Source organism: Acinetobacter pittii ANC 4050, from assembly GCF_000399685.1.
Lineage (GTDB): Bacteria > Pseudomonadota > Gammaproteobacteria > Pseudomonadales > Moraxellaceae > Acinetobacter > Acinetobacter pittii_E.
In genome coordinates, this window is sequence record NZ_KB976987.1 from 2,141,318 (window position 1) to 2,162,654 (window position 21,337).

The 21,337-nt window shown below is 38.3% G+C and carries 21 protein-coding genes; 12 read left to right on the forward strand and 9 right to left on the reverse strand.

All coding sequences use genetic code 11. The annotated features are described in order from the left end of the window. The first annotated feature begins 86 nt into the window (after positions 1-86). The 5 genes from betA (at position 87) to arcD (ending at position 6,890) form a co-directional block, all read left to right on the forward strand. Positions 87-1,745 (forward strand): choline dehydrogenase, encoded by a 1,659-nt coding sequence (gene betA / locus F931_RS13870; RefSeq protein WP_016141955.1) that lies wholly within the window; start codon positions 87-89, stop codon positions 1,743-1,745. 509 nt (positions 1,746-2,254) lie between these two features. Beyond that, positions 2,255-3,895 (forward strand): malate dehydrogenase (quinone), encoded by a 1,641-nt coding sequence (gene mqo / locus F931_RS13875; RefSeq protein WP_016141956.1) that lies wholly within the window; start codon positions 2,255-2,257, stop codon positions 3,893-3,895. A gap of 89 nt (positions 3,896-3,984) precedes the next feature. Continuing rightward, complete coding sequence (locus F931_RS13880) at positions 3,985-4,455, forward strand: hypothetical protein (protein WP_016141957.1); 471 nt, start codon at positions 3,985-3,987, stop codon at positions 4,453-4,455. Between the two features lie 216 nt (positions 4,456-4,671). Then, positions 4,672-5,550, forward strand: coding sequence for a homocysteine S-methyltransferase family protein (locus F931_RS13885; protein ID WP_016141958.1), 879 nt, complete (start codon positions 4,672-4,674; stop codon positions 5,548-5,550). Positions 5,551-5,555: 5 nt separating this feature from the next. Continuing rightward, the gene (arcD, locus tag F931_RS13890) at positions 5,556-6,890 is read left to right on the forward strand and encodes a basic amino acid/polyamine antiporter (RefSeq protein WP_016141959.1); all 1,335 of its coding nucleotides are present in this window, start codon (positions 5,556-5,558) and stop codon (positions 6,888-6,890) included. Between the two features lie 55 nt (positions 6,891-6,945). Here arcD and F931_RS13895 read toward each other — a convergent pair whose 3' ends face one another. Both F931_RS13895 and F931_RS13900 read right to left on the reverse strand, forming a co-directional pair. Next, entirely contained in the window at positions 6,946-8,859 is a 1,914-nt protein-coding gene (locus F931_RS13895) for an esterase/lipase family protein (RefSeq protein WP_016141960.1), read from the reverse strand. 148 nt (positions 8,860-9,007) lie between these two features. Continuing rightward, on the reverse strand, positions 9,008-9,715 hold the full coding sequence (locus F931_RS13900) for a YoaK family protein (RefSeq protein WP_016141961.1): 708 nt from the start codon (positions 9,713-9,715) through the stop codon (positions 9,008-9,010). A gap of 319 nt (positions 9,716-10,034) precedes the next feature. Here F931_RS13900 and F931_RS13905 point away from each other — a divergent pair, with 319 nt between their 5' ends. Then, complete coding sequence (locus F931_RS13905; protein ID WP_016141962.1) at positions 10,035-10,310, forward strand: hypothetical protein; 276 nt, start codon at positions 10,035-10,037, stop codon at positions 10,308-10,310. A 13-nt stretch (positions 10,311-10,323) separates the two neighbouring features. Here F931_RS13905 and cynR read toward each other — a convergent pair whose 3' ends face one another. Continuing rightward, positions 10,324-11,214 carry a LysR family transcriptional regulator gene (cynR, locus tag F931_RS13910; RefSeq protein WP_016141963.1) on the reverse strand — a complete coding sequence of 297 codons (891 nt, stop codon included), beginning with the start codon at positions 11,212-11,214 and terminating at the stop codon, positions 10,324-10,326. Between the two features lie 186 nt (positions 11,215-11,400). On the opposite strand from cynR, the gene F931_RS13915 reads away from it, so the two are divergent. From F931_RS13915 to F931_RS13930, 4 genes are all read left to right on the forward strand, one after another. Further along, entirely contained in the window at positions 11,401-12,345 is a 945-nt protein-coding gene (locus F931_RS13915) for a dihydrodipicolinate synthase family protein (RefSeq protein ID WP_000050874.1), read from the forward strand. A 173-nt stretch (positions 12,346-12,518) separates the two neighbouring features. Next, complete coding sequence (locus F931_RS13920; protein ID WP_016141964.1) at positions 12,519-13,904, forward strand: MFS transporter; 1,386 nt, start codon at positions 12,519-12,521, stop codon at positions 13,902-13,904. Positions 13,905-13,982: 78 nt separating this feature from the next. Further along, positions 13,983-15,329 carry an OprD family outer membrane porin gene (locus tag F931_RS13925; protein WP_016141965.1) on the forward strand — a complete coding sequence of 449 codons (1,347 nt, stop codon included), beginning with the start codon at positions 13,983-13,985 and terminating at the stop codon, positions 15,327-15,329. Positions 15,330-15,964: 635 nt separating this feature from the next. After that, positions 15,965-16,249, forward strand: a complete 285-nt coding sequence (locus F931_RS13930; RefSeq protein ID WP_016141966.1) for a hypothetical protein — start codon at positions 15,965-15,967, stop codon at positions 16,247-16,249. A gap of 274 nt (positions 16,250-16,523) precedes the next feature. On the opposite strand, the gene F931_RS13935 is transcribed toward F931_RS13930, so the two are convergent. From F931_RS13935 to F931_RS13955, 5 genes are read right to left on the reverse strand one after another with little or no spacing between them, the layout of a single operon-like run. Next, the gene (locus F931_RS13935; protein WP_025470364.1) at positions 16,524-17,009 is read right to left on the reverse strand and encodes an NF045616 family extracytoplasmic (lipo)protein; all 486 of its coding nucleotides are present in this window, start codon (positions 17,007-17,009) and stop codon (positions 16,524-16,526) included. A gap of 56 nt (positions 17,010-17,065) precedes the next feature. Next, a complete protein-coding gene (locus F931_RS13940; protein WP_016141968.1) occupies positions 17,066-17,509 on the reverse strand; it encodes a hypothetical protein in 444 nt (147 codons plus the stop codon). A gap of 12 nt (positions 17,510-17,521) precedes the next feature. Next, positions 17,522-18,157, reverse strand: coding sequence for a hypothetical protein (locus tag F931_RS13945; RefSeq protein ID WP_016141969.1), 636 nt, complete (start codon positions 18,155-18,157; stop codon positions 17,522-17,524). Position 18,158: 1 nt separating this feature from the next. Next, positions 18,159-18,692, reverse strand: a complete 534-nt coding sequence (locus F931_RS13950) for a PAAR domain-containing protein (RefSeq protein ID WP_016141970.1) — start codon at positions 18,690-18,692, stop codon at positions 18,159-18,161. A gap of 17 nt (positions 18,693-18,709) precedes the next feature. After that, positions 18,710-19,138: a PAAR domain-containing protein gene (locus F931_RS13955; protein WP_016141971.1), complete on the reverse strand. Its 429-nt coding sequence runs from the start codon at positions 19,136-19,138 to the stop codon at positions 18,710-18,712. A gap of 341 nt (positions 19,139-19,479) precedes the next feature. On the opposite strand from F931_RS13955, the gene F931_RS13960 reads away from it, so the two are divergent. Continuing rightward, on the forward strand, positions 19,480-19,968 hold the full coding sequence (locus tag F931_RS13960) for a hypothetical protein (RefSeq protein WP_016141972.1): 489 nt from the start codon (positions 19,480-19,482) through the stop codon (positions 19,966-19,968). A gap of 128 nt (positions 19,969-20,096) precedes the next feature. Then, entirely contained in the window at positions 20,097-20,624 is a 528-nt protein-coding gene (locus tag F931_RS13965; RefSeq protein ID WP_016141973.1) for a hypothetical protein, read from the forward strand. A 191-nt stretch (positions 20,625-20,815) separates the two neighbouring features. Here F931_RS13965 and F931_RS13970 read toward each other — a convergent pair whose 3' ends face one another. Beyond that, on the reverse strand, positions 20,816-21,220 hold the full coding sequence (locus F931_RS13970) for a hypothetical protein (protein WP_016141974.1): 405 nt from the start codon (positions 21,218-21,220) through the stop codon (positions 20,816-20,818). Positions 21,221-21,337 lie beyond the last annotated feature (117 nt).

Consider the following 21,337-nt stretch of genomic DNA (forward strand, 5'->3'; position numbering starts at 1 on the left):
CGGTCTAAAACCTTCAACCTAAATCACATATGCCGAGCAGTCTTTATAGATTGCTCAGGCAAACTGTTAGTAAAAAAAGGATAGTTATGAATATTAAAGAATATGATTATATTATTATTGGTGCAGGATCTGCCGGAAATGTACTTGCTGCGCGTCTGACTGAAGACAAAGATACCACCGTTTTATTATTAGAAGCGGGTGGCCCCGATTACCGCTTGGATTTCCGTACACAAATGCCGGCAGCTTTGGCCTTCCCTCTTCAAGGTCGCCGCTATAACTGGGCTTATTTAACTGACCCAGAACCACACATGAATAACCGCCGTATGGAATGTGGTCGTGGTAAAGGTTTAGGTGGTTCATCTTTAATTAATGGCATGTGCTATATCCGTGGTAACGCAATGGATTTAGAGCAATGGTCAACTCATAAAGGCCTTGAAAACTGGTCTTATGCTGACTGTTTGCCTTACTACAAAAAAGCTGAAACGCGTGATATTGGTGAAAATGACTACCATGGCGGTAATGGTCCAGTATCCGTTGCGACACCTAAAAATGACAATAATGTGTTGTTCCATGCCATGGTTGAAGCAGGTGTACAAGCAGGTTACCCACGTACTGATGACTTAAATGGTTATCAACAAGAAGGCTTTGGTCCAATGGACCGTACAGTTACCCCAAAAGGTCGCCGATCAAGCACTGCACGTGGTTATTTGGATATGGCAAAAGGTCGTCCAAATCTGACTATTTTGACTCATGCTACGACCAACAAAATCTTGTTTAATCAAAAACAAGCAGTTGGTGTTGAATACATTATTGGTGCTGACCAAAACAACTTACAACGTGCATTAGTTAAACGCGAAGTATTACTGTGTGCGGGCGCAATTGCATCACCACAAATTTTACAGCGCTCGGGTGTAGGTCAAAGTACCTTCCTAAAATCAATGGACATTGATGTGGTTCATGATTTACCGGGTGTAGGTGAAAACCTGCAAGATCACTTGGAAATGTACTTACAATATAAATGTAAGCAACCCGTTTCTTTATACCCTGCCTTGAAATGGTATAACCAACCTGCGATTGGTGCAGAGTGGTTATTTAATGGTACAGGTATTGGTGCAAGTAACCAGTTTGAAGCAGGCGGATTTATCCGTAGTTCGGATGAGTTTACATGGCCAAACATTCAGTACCATTTCTTGCCGGTTGCCATTAACTACAACGGTAGTAATGCCGTGAAAGAACATGGTTTCCAAGCTCACGTTGGTTCAATGCGTTCGCCTTCACGCGGTCGAATCAAACTTAAATCGAAAGACCCGTTTGAGCATCCAAGTATCTTGTTTAACTACATGTCGACTGAGCAAGACTGGCGCGAATTCCGTGATGCAATTCGTATCACGCGTGAAATCATGCAACAACCTGCACTTGACCCATATCGTGGTGAAGAAATTAGCCCGGGTAAACATCTACAATCTGATGCAGAGCTTGACGACTTTGTTCGTAACCATGCAGAAACAGCTTACCATCCGTCTTGTAGCTGTAAGATGGGTGAAGATGAAATGGCTGTTGTAGATGGTCAAGGCCGTGTACATGGTATGAATGGTTTGCGTGTTGTCGATGCCTCTATCATGCCGCTCATTATTACCGGTAACTTAAACGCAACTACCATTATGATTGCCGAGAAAATTGCAGACCAAATTCGTGGACGTGAAGCGTTACCACGTTCAACTGCACCGTTCTATGTAGCGTCATAAAACTTTAAAGGGCATATTTCTTATACAGAGATATGCCCTTAATTTAAATCTATAGAGCCAATATTAATAAGAACGATGTATGACAGAAAATAAGCATTTATGAGCAGCTTGTTTACATAAATATGGCATGTAATAAAAATTAATCTATTTTTATAGGCAAATTTCCCTCAAGTGATTTAAATTTAATCAAATTAAAATTATTGTTTTACTTTCAAATACTTAAACAAAAACATCTAACTTAAATTATCTTATTAAAACTCAATTTGATTAAATATAAATCATATTTATGATTTTGATGAACCACATTTATTATAAAAATTGTCTTGTCAATGCAAAATTAGTCTAAAATATAGTGTGTTTGCGATAATGCCCAGTCATTTTTATTTTTTTCGAAGTTCTCGAATTTTGAGAATTCACTTTCGCATTTATATCCATTTTGTCTGGATACGCTGTCTAGGTTTCCTCACACCTTAAGTGACTCAAATAACTTATTTTAAGGTCCCCCTTACATGAAAAAGTTTTTGAAATACCTTCTGGTATTAATCATTCTTATTTTAATTGCAGGTATTGTTTTCTTGTTTAGACCAACTGCGTCAAAACAAGTAGAAACTGCAAAAGATGAGCCAGTTGTTGATGCTGTTCTTGTTGGCGGCGGTATCATGAGTGCCACTCTCGGTACTTATTTCACTGAGCTTGAACCAAACTGGCAAATTCGTATGTATGAACGTCTTGACCAAGTTGCTCAAGAAAGTTCAAACGGCTTTAACAATGCCGGAACAGGCCACTCTGGCTTTATGGAAATGAACTATACCGAAGAGAAAAACGGTAAGATGGAAATTGCCAAAGCTGAAAAAGTTGCTTCTCAATTTGAAGTTGCTAAACAGTTCTGGTCACATCAGGTAAAACAAGGCGTTTTAGCTGAACCAAAATCATTCATTAATCCAGTTCCGCACATTGCTTTCGTTTGGGGCGATAACGTTCAATTCTTAGAAAAACGTTATGCTGCCATGATTCAAAGCCCGCTATTCAAAGGCATGAAATTTACTGAAGACCCAGCTGTAATTAAACAATGGGCACCTTTAGTGATGAATGACCGTGACCCTAGTCAAAAAGTTGCAGCAACTCGTATGGATGTTGGCTCTGACGTTAACTATGGTTCAATCACTAAACAATTAGTGAGTCATTTAAATCAAAACCCTAATTTCAAATTACAGACTTCAACTGAAGTGACTGGCATCAGCCAAAATGATGACAAAACTTGGACAGTGGCTTTCAAAAATTTGAAAACTGGTAAAGTAGATCACGTTAAAACACGTTTTGTATTTATCGGTGCAGGTGGTGCAGCAGTTAAATTATTGCAACTTACTGGTTTACCAGAAGCGAAACAATATGCTGGCTTCCCTGTTGGTGGTGAGTTCTTAATTACTGACAATCCAAAAATTACTGCAGAACATACAGCGAAAGTATATGGCCGTGCTGAACTTGGTGCGCCTCCAATGTCTGTACCACATATTGATACACGTTATATCGACGGTAAAAAATATGTATTGTTTGGACCATTTGCAACGTATTCAAACAAGTTCCTGAAAAATGGTTCTCAGCTTGACTTACTTGCATCAACAAACAAAAGCAACGTTTTACCAATGACCACTGTTGGCTTGGAAAACCTTGATCTTGTTAAATACTTGGTAAGCCAAGTAATGATGTCGGATGAAGACCGTCTCAATGAACTTCGTAAATACTACCCAGATGCGAAAGCTGAAGACTGGCGTTTAAGCCAAGGTGGTCAACGTGTTCAGATCATCAAAAAAGAACCAGGTAAACCAGCAACGCTTCAATTCGGTACAGAAATCTTTGCGTCTAAAGATGGTGCTGTAACTGCATTGTTAGGTGCGTCTCCGGGTGCTTCGACTTCTCCATATATCATGCTTAACTTGCTTGAAAAAGCTTTCCCTGAGCAAACTGAAGGTAAATGGAACCAGAAGCTTCATGAGATTGTAGTGTCTTATAAACAAGACTTAAGCAAAGACCCTGTGTTACTCGACAAAGTTCGTCAATACACAAGTTCTACACTTGGCTTGAACTATACATCTCCGTTCAAAGCTGCAAACGATGAAACTGCTGCTGCCCCAGTTGCAAAAGCAAACTAAGTTTGACGATGTATAAGTAAAATACCAAAAGGATGAATTTCGATTCGTCCTTTTGTTTTTAGCCCTCACTTGAGATATTTAGATTCGCTATGACGCCTTTAAACACATCATCTCGCCTCTTGTCATTTGGTTTTAAGCTCATGCTTGTTTTGCTGTTGGCTTATCTTTTGTTAAGCGGGTTTTATATGTGGATGATTGGCGGTACATCGATTTATGTCAGCTCAGCCGTATTACTTACCATCACTGCTTATGCATTTAAGCTCGGTAAATATCAAAAGCTATGTTCTGTTTTAAATCTGCTCATCAGTGCTACCGCGTTATATTTCAGCACGGCTCATCTATTTTTCTCCCCTGTTCAATTCTTTATATTTTTACCTGCCCTGTTTTTTGTTTTATTGGCTTTTGCTCGCCTAGAAAAAGTAAGCGTTCTATCTAAGATTCTAATATTACTTAGTTTATTAATTTGGTGTAGCATACACTTTACACAGCTCAAACAACTTCAAGCCTATTATAAAAAGCAGCACACAGGTGAAAGCTGGCAACAATATGGCGCGCTATAAGATCATTTTTTATTCTGTATTTTTAAATAAAAATATTTTCATTTTCACATGAAGTTCATCAGTAAAACTGAACAACGTTTACAGAATTCCTCTTAAGAAAAATTATTCATAACAATCTAATTTATTTAGAAATATATCGAGCATATTAGCGATTGAACACGATTCATCTACACGCTAGATTAGCTGAATTATGTTTCTCCCTTTATGTTGTAATTTATGAAAATTTTAGATGGCGGTTTAGGCCGTGAATTAGCCCGCCGTGGCGCTCCGTTTCGTCAACCAGAGTGGTCTGCTCTCGCACTCATTGAAGCCCCTGAAACAGTAAAAGAAGTACATCTCGATTTTATTAACGCTGGTTCAGAAGTTATTACCACCAATAACTACGCTGTTGTACCGTTTCATATTGGTCAAGAACGCTTTGAAACTGACGGCGTGCGTTTAATTCAAGTTGCTATTAAACAAGCAAAAAATGCAGTTAAAGAAAGCGGCAAAAATGTCAAAATTGCTGGCTGCTTACCACCGTTATTTGGTTCTTACCGTGCGGACTTATTCCAACCTGAACAAGCTAAAAACCTTGCTGAACCCATCATTAATACCTTGGCACCAGAGGTTGATTTTTGGCTCGCTGAAACCCAATCTTGCTTAAAAGAAGTTGAAACAGTCCATGCATTATTACCAAAAGATGGTAAGGACTACTGGGTATCATTCACGCTGCAAGATGAAATTAAACAAGAACAAGCATTACTTCGTTCTGGCGAAAACATGCAACAAGTGGCTGATTTCATCAAACAATCAAATGCCAAAGCTGTATTGTTTAACTGCTGTCAGCCTGAAGTAATCTTGCAAGCGATTAATGAAATTAAAGGACTTATTCCAGAGTCTGTACAAATTGGCGCCTATGCCAACGCTTTCCCTCCACAAGATGAAAGTGCTACTGCCAACGATGGTCTGGATGAAATTCGTAAAGATCTAGATGCGCCTGCTTATCTTGGTTTTGCTAAACAGTGGCAGCAAGCAGGTGCAAGCCTAGTCGGGGGTTGCTGCGGTATTGGACCAGAACACATTGCTGAACTTTCTCAATTTTTTAAAGAATAAATACCATGTCTGCTGCCAAAATTGGATTGTTGTCGCTTACAGCGCTGGTATTTAGCTCTATGGTGGGGTCAGGCGTATTTAGCCTTCCCCAAAATATGGCTCAGGTTGCCAACGGCTCTGCCCTTCTTGTTGCATGGCTCATTACCGGAGTCGGCATTATTTTCTTGGCCCTCACGCTTTTGCATTTAACCCGCCAACGACCAGATCTAGATGGCGGTATTTATAACTATGCGCGCGAAGGCTTTGGCGACCTGATTGGGTTTTGCTCGGCTTGGGGCTATTGGTTATGTACCACCATTGGTATTGTCGGCTATGTCGTCATTGCCTTTTCCGGCGTCGGCATGTTTACCGATAGCAAAGACCATATTATTTTTGGTGAAGGCAATACCTTTTACGCACTGATCGGTTCCAGCATTTTTGTATGGCTTGTACATTGGTTAGTCAGCCGAGGTATTAAAGAAGCTGCGATTGTGAATTTACTGGCAACCATTGCCAAAATTATTCCAATGGTGGTTTTTATCTTCTTTACTTTCATTGCCTTTAAGTTTGATTTGTTCAAACTCAACCTACATGATTTTTCTTTGCAAGTTCCGCTTTGGCAGCAAGTAAAAGACCTGATGCTGATTACCCTTTGGGTATTTACCGGCATTGAAGGTGCAGTGGTTTTATCATCGCGTGCCAAAAAACGTCATGACATTGGTAAAGCGACCATTTTAGGTGTGTTACTGGCGTTAAGTTTTTACGTCATGGTGACGGTATTGGCTTACGGCGTAGTCAGTCGTGAAGCGCTTGCTGGCATGCACAACCCTTCTATGGCAACTATTTTGCAGCAACTGATCGGCTTGCCGGGTACCATCATTATTACCATCGGGCTGATTATTTCCGTTGCATCGTCTTATTTAAGTTGGACGTTATTTGCTACTGAAATTCCATTTTTGGCTGCAAAAAATGGTGCATTCCCTAAATTATTTTTAAAGAATAATCAGAACAATGTACCTATTTCATCCCTTTGGCTGACAACGCTTGTCGTACAAGGCTCACTCATTGCCGTGTATTTTTTCAATAAAAACTACACCCAGCTTTTATTGATTTCATCGGTGATGATTTTACTGCCTTATTTTCTGGTATCAGCTTTTTATCTAAAAGAATCCATTCGCCACAAACGCACGCCGCATATTGCGATTGCAAGTGTCGCTTCAATCTATGCACTTTGGTTGCTCTACGCCGCAGGATTAGACTTACTACTCTTGTCTGGCGTGTTGTATTTAGTCGGTCTGGTTATTTTTTCAATCAGCTATTTTGAGCATAAAAAATCGCTCAAACAAAATCAGCTTAATTAATTATTTCAACCACTGTTGAACCATTTCAGCAGTGGTTTTCTAAAAACAAAAATTTCTATTTTGAAGACTGCGACTGCTTTAAATGCAATCGTAAAATACGGCGTAATTCTAAAATTGCCTCAGGCGTGGTTTGAATCGAATGTCCACCTTTAATTATCAGTTCCGACTGTTCACCACCTAAGTGCGAACTTTGATAAGGCACAATCCCATCGCTGCTTTTTAACTTATCAGCCGTACCATTTATGTTCCCCATAATCGAGTGATAGACCACTTGTGGCGATGGTTGAATGGCTTGGGTCAACTGCATAAAGTTAGAAGAACGACTTAAATTACTTGCCCCGTTTTCAATTAAGCCCTTTCTGAGTTTCGTGTTTTTCTCATCTCTCATTTCGACCGCAATAAAAAAGTCAGCAGGCAAACGAATAACACGGCGTGCAATTTGGGTAAACCATCGGTCAGCGTAGTCAGTACCATGATGCGGTGCGGAAACAAAAACAACCCGCTTAAAATAAGGTAAAGCTTTGAACTGAAAACGCTCTCGAATGACCGGATTTTCTTTTAAACGGTTTAACTGTGCTTCATTCATTTTTTGTATGGCTTGCTCTGAAACATCAGCATCGCTTACTAGTAAACGGCTAATCACTCCGCCCATACTATGCCCAACCAATACGGCATAGTGTGCAGCATAGCTGTCTTTGGCAACGTTTTGAAAAGCTTGATTCAGCAAAGAATAAATCTGAAAACGACTTTCAAAAATCGGCATATTGGTTGAATAAAACACCTGCCAAACTTGGTAATTTTGTCTTAATTCGGCATCGCCCATAATGTCATTGGTTAAACTCACCCAAGCCTCGGGGCTACTCGCCAAACCATGAATAAACACAATGATTTTCTTATTTGGGTTAAAAGGTTCCAGCATATATAAATGCGGCATGATCAAATTGGCTTCTTTATTAATTAAAGACCAATAGCCTGCTGCACCTAAATTATATTTCGACAGCCAAAGCCCATAAGGCGCCGAATAGTTTGCAGTGAGCGGATAATCCACACCTTCAACCTTTACGCGGTCTTGTCGATATGGATCAAACATCGCAATTTCTAACTCTGCCCCAGCAATGACCTGATCGGCTGTAGCTTTTTGTTTTGGATAAGCGATGGCAGTAACCGGAAAGAAGCGTGGTAAATGTATGTTGGGATTATTCTGCTGAGCATAAAAAGCATCGGGATCTAAAATGAAGCCATGATTTACATCATTTTCTTTACGTCCGACAATAAACTCTGCGCCTAAACCATCTTTACGGTTGACGGTATTAAAGCCAGAAAAGTTCATGTTATAGCTTGAGCGAAAAGTATCGACTTCAATTTTTTGTACATCTACGGCATGGTCAAAATTGACGTGGTACTCATGCCCGTCTGCTTTCAGCAACGGTGGAAAACGATGCGTATTTAAATGATTAAAATACGTGGTCATGAGCTTCGACAAGGCAACGTTATAAAAAATACGCACCTGATTTTGGCGATGGTCAAATACCCGATCGAACGGCGACTCTTCAGAGTCGAATAAATAGACATAACTATAGCGTAAGCTTTTATCAAACAACGCTAACTCTTGCTCAATACAACTGCTACTTTTATTAATGACATTACACTGGCTACTACGTCCGACGTCTAAAGCCTTGGCTAAATAGATTTCACTCAGCGCAGCATAGCGTTCTTCTCGACTGCTATTTTCAGACAAGCTTTGAATTTTATTTAAACAATCATCAAAATTTTGCAGACAAGACTTTTCGTCTTTTTTGACCAAATACAGTAAGTTTTGGGTTTGATGGCTTAAGGTACCATCGGTCAAAATACTTTCATTCTTACTTTTTAAAGCATTGCTTAAATTACTTTCTTTTAAATGAATAACCTGACAGCCACTGAGCAAAGCCATTATTGTTATCACTAAATAATGGTAAGACTTTGTCATTGTGCCTTCCTTAATCGAATGTATTCCCCATCTGGTCATTATGCCTGTAAAGCAGTGAACGAACAATTTTGTCTCAGCTTCTGTTTTTCTTTAATGCGAAAAAAGCCTGAATTCATTTTAATTCAGGCTAATTTATTCTTTTTTCTCATTAAGCTTGGTTAAACTTTTGCTGTGAAGCTAAATATGAAAAATACAAAATGGGTAAGATAAACGGCGCCACACTCCAGAAATCAAAATAGACATAGAGTACCGCTCCCAAGAAAGCACCAATGACAAAGCCAATCACAATACTGGCGCTTTTTAGAAAACTAGCCCGATTAGCTGCATTATTGTTTTTAAGCAAGTTGGCAATATCAATACCAAGTTGCGTTGTGTTGCCGGTCATCATAGTGCTTGGGCTAATATTTTTAATGAGCGTTTTGCTAGAAGTATTACGAATAGCCAAAGCAATTAAACCCAGCCCGCCTGTTACTGCAACTGTTAATGCATCCGGATTTTTAAATGGCTCGGAATAAAGGCCTGCAACCATGAAGGCACATAGAAAAATGGCTTCAAATAAAAATAAATAAGACAGCGTTTTGTGCTTGACCTGACTACGGTCAATTAATAGTTTGGTAATCACCACTGTCAAAATAAATAGCGGGATTGCGGCAAGCTTGATCCATAGACCTGAGCCGCCTTTAACCCATGCAGCGCCCGCCAACACTAAGTTTCCCGTCACATGCGCAGTAAAAAAACCAAACAATGCAATAAAGCCAATGGTGTCAATTGCCCCGCCCACCATCGTCAGCAAAACAGGATCTCGACATATGGCCCAAGTACTTTGTTTCTCTTGTTGCATTGAGGTATCAGGCATAAGCTGCATCCTATTATTTTAAAGTCATTAATTCAGTACAAAGATGTTTTAAATATTTAAAAACAAATCAAAACTAAAGCATTTATAAAAACAAAAAAGCATGTAAAAACATAGAGTGTTTAATGTCGCAACACTGTCTTTAAAATGGCAACAATAAGGATTGTTTACTTTTAAAACATTAAACGCTTCTCATCCGCAAATCAATTTGACCTCTAAAACTGTTCTGACTATGATGAAGCCGCAAGTTTCGCCAATATTTTGCACAAATGACTGTAGTGCTGAGTGATTGACAAAGAAAACAACAACGACGAGAAGGAATATGTCTTTTTATAATTTTTTAGTTTTTTTGGGTGGATTATTATTTGTATCGGTTGCCTCTGCTGGCTATAAAAGTCATGCACACCGTGACTTTTACTCAAAATGCATAGCTGCCGGACATAGCCGTACAAGCTGCACATGTATTTATCACCGTTTAGAACGACAATACTCTCCTAAACTTATGAATAAACTTGGAAATTTAAGTTTACAAAGCCCCGAAGTACCGCGTGACTTTGTAAAAACCATGATGCGTACTATGCAACAGTGTCGTTCTTAAACATACCGGTGCCTTAAAGCAAATCAGCAAGATTTCTAATTTCTTCCATTACTGCCTTACACGCAGGTGTTAAATAGCCGTGTTTAGAAATAGACAAAGAAATATAGCGCTTGAGTGCGGGGTTAACGATTTTTGCAGCTTGAATTGAGGTGTATTGGCTGGCCTTCTTTAACGCTTGCGGCCCCAGCATGGTATACATACGAGATTCGGCAACCAAATGGGTTTGTAAACTAATCGAGTCAGCCTCAAATACAATGTTCAGCTCTACCCCATTTTCATAAGCCATATGGTCTAAAAAATTGCGCCAGTTACTTGGCCTGCAAAACGTGACCAGCGGTAACTCACTTACGTCTTTAAAGTCGACTTCATTGGCCTGAGTGAGCGCATCGCCTTCGCAGCCCACCAAGTAAGTATCGGCTTCGGTAAGATAAACATCGCCTTGTTTTGGTGTCGGGTTAAAACGATAGAGAATAGCTAAATCGACGCTGCCATCTTCAAGCCATTTTTCTAAATGCACCCCTTGCCCTTCACGCACCGAGAGTTTAATTAAGGGATATTTTTGTTGAAGCACTTTATAGAGGGTCGATAACAACGGATGTGAAGTAGACGGCAAACTGGCAATGCGAACCGTACCAATTGGAGTATCGGTCGAATGCAAAATTTCATTATTAAGTTGGTCAGTCACGTTCAGCCATGAACGAATTTTAGGAAGTAAATGCTGGCCTAAATCGGTGAGTTCTACGCCCCGTCCTGTTCGGTTAAACAAACGACCACCACATTGCGCCTCAAGTTCGTTCATTTGCCGACTGATTTGTGGTTGGTTGGTGTTATGCAGCATGGCGACTTTGCTTAAGCTACCGAGTTCCACCGCGTCTAAAAATATTTTCCATAATTCATAATTCATCGATTCTTCCTAAACCGTTATAGGCAGCGTTTTTAGCTATACATTTTCAGTATAACTGAAATTCAAGAATTGGTAATTCCTACATAGCTCACCTATTTCTATACTCCAATCATGTTCTCTACAACACGATTTAAGTCAGATTAAGAACCAGAGAATATTTAATTACACTGTATAGGAAGTACGATTATGAGTTTAGATTTACGTGGATTAACCCCAGCACCTGTGACTCCTTTTACCCGTGACGGACAAGTAGACCATGATGCGATTCAACGTTTAGGTTCATGGTTAGGTAGTATTGATGGTGTGAAAGGCTTGGTTGTTCTTGGGCATGCAGGTGAAGGAACATTCTTGTCGCAAAAAGAACAAATGCAGGTCATCGAAAGCTTTGTTAAATCGGTAGATGACAAAATTCCGGTAATCGCAGGTATTACGCTCGAAGGTACTTCAGTTGCAGCAGAAGAAGCTAAACGTGCAGTGAGTGCGGGTGCTTCGGCAGGTTTGATTTACCCTTCACATGGCTGGTTGCGTTTTGGCTATCAAAAAGGCGCACCACAAGACCGCTATAAAGCAATTTATGAAGAAAGTGGTTTGCCATCTATTTTATTCCAATATCCAGATGCAACTAAAGCCACTTACGACCTAGAAACTCTACTCGATATTTCTGCACAGCCAGGCGTGTTTGCCATGAAAAATGGTGTACGTAACATGCGCCGCTGGGATGTTGAAATTCCGATTATTCGCCGTGAACGCCCAGACTTACAGGTATTGACGTGCCACGATGAATATTTGCTTCACACCATGTTTGATGTAGACGGCGCTTTGGTAGGCTACGGCAACATTGCCCCTGAACTGTTAATTGAAATGATTAAAGCAGGTAAAGCCAAAGATTACGCTAAAGCGCGTGCCATTCACGACCAATTATTACCAGTGACTCGCAATGTTTATCACCGTGGTTCACACATGGAAGGTACTGTCGCGCTTAAACATGCATTGGTTGCTCGCGGAATTTTGGACCATGCTACTGTGCGTTCGCCATTGCTTCCACTCGCTGATGGTGCTGAGCAAGAAATTCATGATGCGATGCGTCAAGCCGGAATTGGCAAGGTCGATTTAACCCAAGCCGTTGCTTAAATTCTATTCGGGCTAGCATGTACGCTAGCCTTTTTTTCCTGTACGCTGCCTGAGGCCAAACATCGGGCATGTCTCTTAAAAACAATAATAAAAAGCATGCAAACTGTGGTGAACAGGTAGTGCCAAATAGAACAAAAAAACTACGAGGAATGTAGTAGATAAGGAGATAGAAGATGACAAATCTAGCGGATGTAGAACAAATTAGTCATCATCAAAAAAATGCGGAAATTATTGCAAGACTCGAACGGCTACCAGTCACGGGTCGAATGCAATTTATGCGAATTACCATTGGTATAGCGACCTTTTTTGACGCCTATACTGTTCTTGCGATTGCCTTTGCTTTACCCCAACTCATTACCGAATGGCACCTGACTCCTGCTTACGTCGGTGCGATCATTGCTGCGGGCTATGTCGGGCAACTGGTCGGTGCAATCTTTTTTGGTTCACTTGCCGAAAAAGTCGGTCGTTTAAAAGTACTGTCTTTTACCATTTTACTGTTTGTGGCAATGGACATTTCTTGTCTGTTTGCATGGAGCGGAATGTCACTGTTAATTTTCCGTTTCTTACAAGGTGTTGGTACAGGTGGTGAAGTGCCTGTTGCGAGTGCCTATATTAACGAGTTTATTGGTGCAGAAAAGCGCGGTAAGTTTTTCTTGCTCTATGAAGTTTTATTCCCTCTCGGCCTGATGTTTGCAGGCATGGCAGCGTTTTTCCTGATGCCAATTTACGGCTGGAAAGTCATGTTTATTGTGGGTCTAATTCCATCGTTACTGGTCATTCCTTTACGGTTTTTCTTGCCTGAGTCACCACGCTGGCTGGCTTCAAAAGGCCGTTTTAAAGAAGCAGATCAAGTCGTCAAAAGTTTTGAAGACAGTGCCATCAAAAGCGGTAAAACTTTGCCTGAACCTGTGGTTAAAGAAATTAACCCGCAAGGCATGGCAAAAACCGACTGGCGTGAGCTGTTCCGTGGCATCTACCGTAAACGTACCTTTACGCTATGGGGCATGTGGTTTTGCGTGTATATGGTGAACAATGCCATGGTGACTTGGCTGCCTTCTCTCTACAAACAGCACTTTGGCTTGTCGCTTCAAACCAGTTTAGGTTATGGCTGGATTACGTCGGGCGTGGGTGTAATTGCCTCTATTATCTGTGCGTTGATGATTGATAAAGTCGGCCGCCGTCCTTGGTACAGTGCAGCGTTTTTCTTAGCGATCATTCCACTCATGAGCCTCTCGATTTTAGGTGCAAAATCGGCGATGGAAGTTGTGATTTTAGCAACACTGAGCTATGCCATTTTGCAGACCATTTCATTCTCTTTATACCTTTATGCTGCCGAACTTTACCCAACTCGCCTACGTGCGATGGGCATCGGGTTTAGTACCGCTTGGCTACGTGCCGGCTCTGCAATTGGACCTGTTATGGTCGGTCTGGTCGTTGGTGGCTACGGCATTCAATATGTGTTTAGTGTGCTGGCGGTTGTAGCGCTCATTGGTGGGCTTGTAACCTTCTTGTTTGCCATTGAAACCAAAGGCCAAGTGCTCGAAAAACTCTCTCCTTAATTCATCCATTTCATAAAAAGCTTGCCTAACCTTAGCGTTAGGCAAAGGGCTTATTCATGCTTAAAAAAGGAATTTAAAATGAATAAATATTTGCTATGGGGCTGTATTGGTTTAGGCAGCGTGAGCAATGCGTATGCAGAGCTTCCTCAAGAATTTGGCAAGTTAGAATTAAAACTTAACACCCGTTACTGGAACGATGAAGGCACTGCCCACCCCACGCTTGCCAACCCTTCGCCTTCGTCGAGTGAATATGAACAAAGTGCCTTAGGGCTTGAGTTAAATTATCAGTCACCGTACATGTGGGACTGGCTTGGGGTAGATGGCTCACTCTATGCAGTCACCAAGTTATTTGACTCTGGCAAGCCGAGCGCGCAGCTTTTAGAAGTTGAAAATAACGGCAAGCTTGATCAAAACTTTGCGACTTTAGGTCAGCTCTACATCAAAGCAAAACTCGGCGACAAAAGCGAAATTAAATTAGGCCGCCAGTTGCACGACTCGCTCTTGCTTAAAAGCACCAATAACCGCGCTGTGCCTGACACTTTTTCGGGTGCGAGCGGTCAGTTTCAACTCAATGATCAGCTACAAACTTACATTGCTTACTATGACCGCTGGAAACCGCGCAGCATGGATAGTTTTGAAAAACTGGTGACTGAAAATGACGAGCGCATTGATTATGTCGGTTTGCTCGGTGCCAAGTATCAGTACAAAAACTGGAGCGTGAATGCCGAATATTTAAATAGCAAAGATTATTTAAAAAAGTATGGGGCGATTGCTCAATATAAATTGCCCTTGCATGGCTTGGTATGGACATTTAACACAGGTGCTTTTTTCTCACGTGATGATGGCAAGCTGTTTAAATGCGGTGCCGAAACCGAGCTGGACTGTGTTAAAGGCCAAGATATTAACAACCGTGGCAATGGCTATTTTGTCGATGTAAATGTGGCCAAAAATAATATTGAAGGCGGCATTGCCGTTTCAAAGTTTGATGGTTTTTGGATAGAAGATAATTTTTCCGTGCACTCTGACCGCAACTCGGTTTTGACGCAAGACCACGGTACCAACCCGTTTTCGACCTCTGCGACCATTGGCCCTGACTTTACCAATAACGATGAAACCGCCATTGCCCTTCGGCTGAAATATAACTGGAAAGACTATGTGAAAGGTTTAAAAACCGAAGCGAAGTATATTTATGGCTTTGGCGCTCACCAAAGTAACATCAGCAGTGATATTGAAGGTAAAGAGCGTTACTTTGACTTTACGGTGAGTTATGCCCTGCCGTGGACAAAAAACTTAGATGTGCGTTATTCATTTTTGCATTATGAATCGAAGTTTGAAAATGCAAACCTAGGTGAAAAAATAAATGGTATGTCTCGGAAAGATTGGGACCAGCACCGAGTATTTATTAATTACCGTTATACATTTTAAGTACAGGCTAAACGTTTAGTTTAGCTTTATTATTTTTATTAATTTATGGCTTTAAATAGATTAACTTTTGAGTTTAATTAAAATATAAATTTATATTTAAAATTTTTATAATATTTTATTTAAATTGAATTGACCTGTTAAAAACTTATGATTATTATGGTCCCGCTGGCCTACATTGCCAGTCGGTTTTAGCAGACCGTAGATCCATGGCGGGTTATAGTTCAACTATAAGTCGTTAGACCCTTGCGTCCCTTTTCTTTGCGGTAGGACGGGAGGGGGACGCGCTTGCGCGTGCTGGTTCCTTGGATCCCAGTCTGCTAACCCCCTTTCGTTCTACCACCATAATCAATTGACGGTGATTTTTGGTGGTAGAGCTCCATAAATTTTAAGGAGTTAACCATGACCTTTTTTAAATTAATCCCCTATCCTCTCTCGTAATTTTATTTGTTTAAAATTTAGGTTTTCTATTATCTAATTTTTTAAATTTATAAATTATTTTTATTTTAAAATTTAAATCATTTTATTTTATTGCTTTTATAGGCGGGTTAACTATTGCCTTTAAAAATGATTTTAAACTTTAAACATAGCGGTTTATTTTTTCTCATTGATATATCCCCAATCATTACGAGAATAATATGAAATTTTATAAAACTATTTTGGTTTTAGGCCTTGTGATCGGCGATTACAGCGTTTCAGGTTGTGACCTCCGCACTCAACAGGATTTTGAAAAAATTTGCCTGTCGGGTGGACACACCCAAGCCAGTTGCGACTGTATTTACCAACGGCTTGAACAAGTGTATTCGCCTCAGCTCATGCAAGGTCTAGAACATGTCAGTTTGCAAAGTCCTGCTCTCCCACAGGACTTTGCCCCTACTTTTTTTAGTGTGATGCGGCGGTGCGATAAAGAAGACATGGGCTAAGCATTTGGCTTAGCTCCCTTATCTCTGTGTCGCAATGGTGGATAACTTTAAATCAGCGCAAAAAATTAAAGTTCTGTTGTGGCATGGGGGCCTGCTTATAAGAGGGTTTAGTGCAATTGTATCTGTCTCCCATTTCGACTACTCGAAAGGAACTAGATTCGATCAATTGTGTGTCAGACTATAGAATAAAAAAACTCTTCACTTGTGGAAATGAAGAGCTATAACTGAATACATGTATCGTATATAAAGTAACCATGACCTCTTTAAAAGTGTTTTAATTAAAAAAATTAATTAACCAATAATAGAGATTTTTTAATTTAGTCCAAAGGCCATTGCTAGAGTAATCATATTGATTAGTGCCACAATATATACCTTTTTCAAGGTCTGCTTTAGCATCTAATAATACAGTTTTTCCTTCAGCAGTCCTATTTACGCAAATTCTTTGCGTATATGATTGGTCTGTTTCAAGGATAACATCATACGGAAAAGGCTCTTCAAATTCGGATGCCTTAATTTTAATACAGTTCTCTTCAATAATAGGCATTTTAAGATTCAAATAAGTTTTTGAATAAGTATCATGAAAGGTATTAATTCCATCTACTTTCCCCATATAAATTAAGGTCCGATTCTCATATGCTTTGTCATAGCCTCCTTTTGTAAATACACACACATTATTGTTTTTAATTTTTACATATAATGCTGAACTAGGAGAAGCACTAACAGAACTACTAATAAAAAGTAGTAAATACAATAATTTCATAGAAATTACCTTTAAGGTAATCCCCAAAGTATTAGGGCTACGGTTAAGCATCTACATCATAAATCATGGCATTTTTGAATAAATACAGAAGTATTTTCATTTTGTTGCTTAGTAAGAATTTTATCTTTATGTAAACAAAAACCTACTGTAGTGAATCCAACACCAGTTTTATTTAATCCTTGTTCACCTAACAACATATAATAAGCGTGATTTTCTACAATTTTTTTTGATTTATAGTTCTCAAAAATAATCTCTTTCATTTCCTTATTAATCTCTTTCGAAACAAATAATCGTTTATAAGTTATGCCATCTGATTCAAAGTTTTCATAGTCATTAATTTCATAATGATAAACCAAAACTTTTTTATCTTTTGGAAAAGAAAAATAGAGATTTCCTTGATTACTAGAAACAACAATATCAGTTTTTATACTATTGTGACTTGTACATCCAGTAACGAAAAAAGGGATAAATAAAATAATCAATGCGCTAAATAATTTCATATAACTTCCTTGTTATGGAATAGCTTGTCTAACTTTATCTTCATAAATTTGTACTATAGTTGCCCAAGCACCTTTAATATTGGTCTTAATATTATCTACTTTCATATACTGAATTTGTTTATTGGTATATTTTAGTAACCAATAATCAGCTAAAATTTCTGCTTGAGATTCCAAGTTGTAATCCAATAATTTTTTAGGTAGATGTTCAACTAAATTAGGCATGAAATCTGACTTGTATTTTTTTAGTTCATGTATGTTGTAGAGATAAGGATCTTTCTTAGTAAAATAAGCACACGCATGTACTGAACCCGCTACAACTAGTACATTCACATCTGATTGATATTGCCATACATGGCCCATTTCATGTAAAAAAACCTTTTTAAAATCAGTTGTTGAAGCACTATAGTCTGGTAAATAAATTTCTCTCGGAGCATAAATATTACCGTTTGGAGTAACGAATGTTGTTGGGTCTTGGTTAGGTAAATAGTCACCAGTAAAAATTTTAACTTTAGAATAATCAATACTATCTTTAAAAACGAGCTTAGATAAAGCTATTTCACCAGATGTTAGATTACGGGAAGGTAACGTTATTACTTTTTTCACACTATTTTCAACACTATTGGTTGATGCTTTTATATTAATACCCACACTACTTGTCCTGATCTAATTCATAAAAATAAGGAATTTTTTCTTTAAAAAAGAACTCTATATTTGTTATTTCTTCAGCTTTTTCTGAAGTGACTCTTTGGGTTTTACCTTCACTATCTAATAGACCTTCATGCAAATTACTACCAACTTGAAGTTTGTAACCAATATATTTGAAAAGACTGTTAATGCTAGAATCGTCAGCTAATTGAAGTTGTTCATCAAATTTAGGGGTTCTTTTGGAATTATTAGAAGAGGATCCTCCCCCTCCACCACTTTCCCCTACAACATGAGACTGTTGTGGTTGAATCGTTGCACCACATGATAGCTTATCACCCACATATGCCACTGGTTTACCATCAAAAATCACATGGTCATGACTTTTAATAACTATAGACCAGCACCTGCATTTAGGGCACATATGACCATCACCAGCTCTAACAAACAAGTTTCCCATCTGAGAACTTCTCGATTGTGTAGATGGAACAACTCCACCATGATCAGTAATAGCGTTGTGAATCGCAAAACCTTTAGCCATAGCCTACCCCTTAAAAATTAGTCATGACTCAAAAAGTTTTGAGGTAAGGCCTGATCTTTGTAAATTCTAATCGCAATAGTATTATTCGGACTCTCAATAATTTCATCCCCATTTTCTAATCGACTGCCCACTAGAGCTACTGGTGATCCATCAACAATACATGCTGTACCAGCACCAGAGATGATTTTGGAGGTTGTGCCATCTGCATAAATAACTTCATCTCCAACACGGGCAATAGATAATCCTTTAATTTTTGTATTAGTAGAAGATACATTAACTAAACCATCGTTCTGAGTTTTAGCACCATGTACAGCCACGTAGTAAATAATATGAGGTTTATTATCCCAATAGAGTTTTTCAGCATTAGAAATCTTTTGAATATCATTTTTTGAAAGCTTTTCTAATTGTTCAATAGGAAGGTCTTGTAAAAAAATAGGACTTGTCATTATAGTTCCTGCTCTAATTTTCAATACAATAATATCAAAACTTACTTAAACTAAAAAACAAGTTATATGTAACTATATAGGGTTAGTATCTTAGAAAATTATTTAAAATTTCAAAGTAAGTCATCTTTATGTCAATAGAAGATTTCTTTATGAAAGACTCCTCTTTTAAGAGATATCTTTTAATTAGTTTAGCCTATTCATGTTAATAATCGACCATACCTATTAATGAGGATATATAAAAAAGTATTTAATTATCCGTATGATAGTGCTACCGTATCGCAGTTTATACGACAATATCAATATAGACCGCCGCTCAGTAGTTTCTAGTCACGAGTAATAATATGAAGAAAACGATATTAATATTTTTAGCACCGCTTCTTTTGGTTGGCTTCAATGGATGTAAATCATCTGAAAAAGAGGATGTAGATATATTTATTCAAAAGGACTTCAAGAATTACGTTACTGATAATAGAAAGTTGATTTTGGAAGCCAATAAAGACGTAAAACAAGAACCAGCTCTAAAAGAGATCATTTTCAAAAATACTTTTGTAAAAGTAAGAACTGCACAAAGTCTACTGAATGATGAGTATGGTAATTGGTTAACTGGCTTAGATAAAAATAAGTTTGACTATACCGATCTCAACGATGTCTGTTGGCTGACCGTCTACATGCAAAACTATATAAATAATACGGATGAGCGATATAAAGCCAATATCACCGAAGACACCAAGAAAAGTGTTAAGCAACTATACGAAGCAAGAAATGAAATTATCAAGCTAAGAGATAGCAAAGAAAAATCTCTAGCAACTTTTCAGCAAGTTTGTAAATAGTTGAAAATATTAATTAAATATTACCATACAAAGCTCCAGTTTAAAGGAGCTTGTAATAGCTAATTTTATAAATTAGTGATAGCTAAATCTAGTTATTCCCTGCCTGAATAAGAAATGGTTAATTAATTGTGAAATCTAAACTTTGTATTATTTTATTGTCTCTTTTAACGGTAGCCTGTAGCCAAGTCCGCCCTAAGAAACATGGGATTACTGAAGCTGATATAACCCAAGCATATAAAGCATCACTCTATGCCCAGTTTAATCAGCTTTATTACACAAAATCCTTATATAAAGCAGCATACAATGAAGCTACCAAGGTAACTCAAACTAATGATCAGTTGCTAAGTTATGCCACTTTTTTAATGCATGCAGTAAATACAACTTACGACTCTTTAAACATAAAGCTTAATGATGATCTTGATTTAATGGCTTCGGGTCAAAAAAGTAAGATGTCAATTGATGCTTTAGATTCATTATGTGTAAGTAATAAATACATCGAAAAATATATAAAACTTAAAGAAAAAAACGGAAGGGAGATATCAGCTAAAGCTAAAGAACTTTCAAAAGAGGCTTTGGTACTTCAACCCAAAATTGAAAAAATCATCATGAAAACTGATTCACCGTTAAATGATATTGAATGTAAAAAATTAATCTAAGCGAGAAAAGGCCCTGATTATTCAGGAGCTTTTTCTATAAAGAATTAAAGTTCTGTTGTGGCACGGGGGTCTCGGGGGATTCAAATGTTTAAAGAGTTTTTCTTAATTAACGAATTATATTTATAGAAGCTGAAGCAATTGAAAGATTCACTATTCAAGAACTGATATCTAATTAAATAAAAAAGAGCTCATTAGAGCTCTTTGTACTTATTACTTTCTATAAATTTTAGAAAATTAATTAATGCTAATTTATCTTTAAAGTTAACTCCTATCCCATACCGTGTAGGATTCTTGGCGCACTCAGACTCACTAGACTGTGGAAAACAAGCAAATGCTGTATTCATATTTCCTTTTTCTTCAAAACTAAACTCAACTTTCTCTAGCTTTATTAAATCTTCTTTAAATTTCCGAAAAGATGGATGGATCATAAACCTCGATGGTTGTTTTTTTCTTTTTTGATTATCTTTCAATTGCTTAACATAAACATATTGACCATTTTTTAATTTAAATTCATGAGCATATTTACGAGTATTAGTTTGTGTATACCCTAGCTCTGTCATGAGCTCATCAATTTCTTTACAAGATAAAAAAGTCATTTCACTTAACCTACATATCATTTTGAGGTATTTCTAACGAATCAAGAAACAAAATTCTAATGAAGAAACAGCAATACTATAAAAATAAAATTAGCTGCGATGGAAGGCTACTCTAAG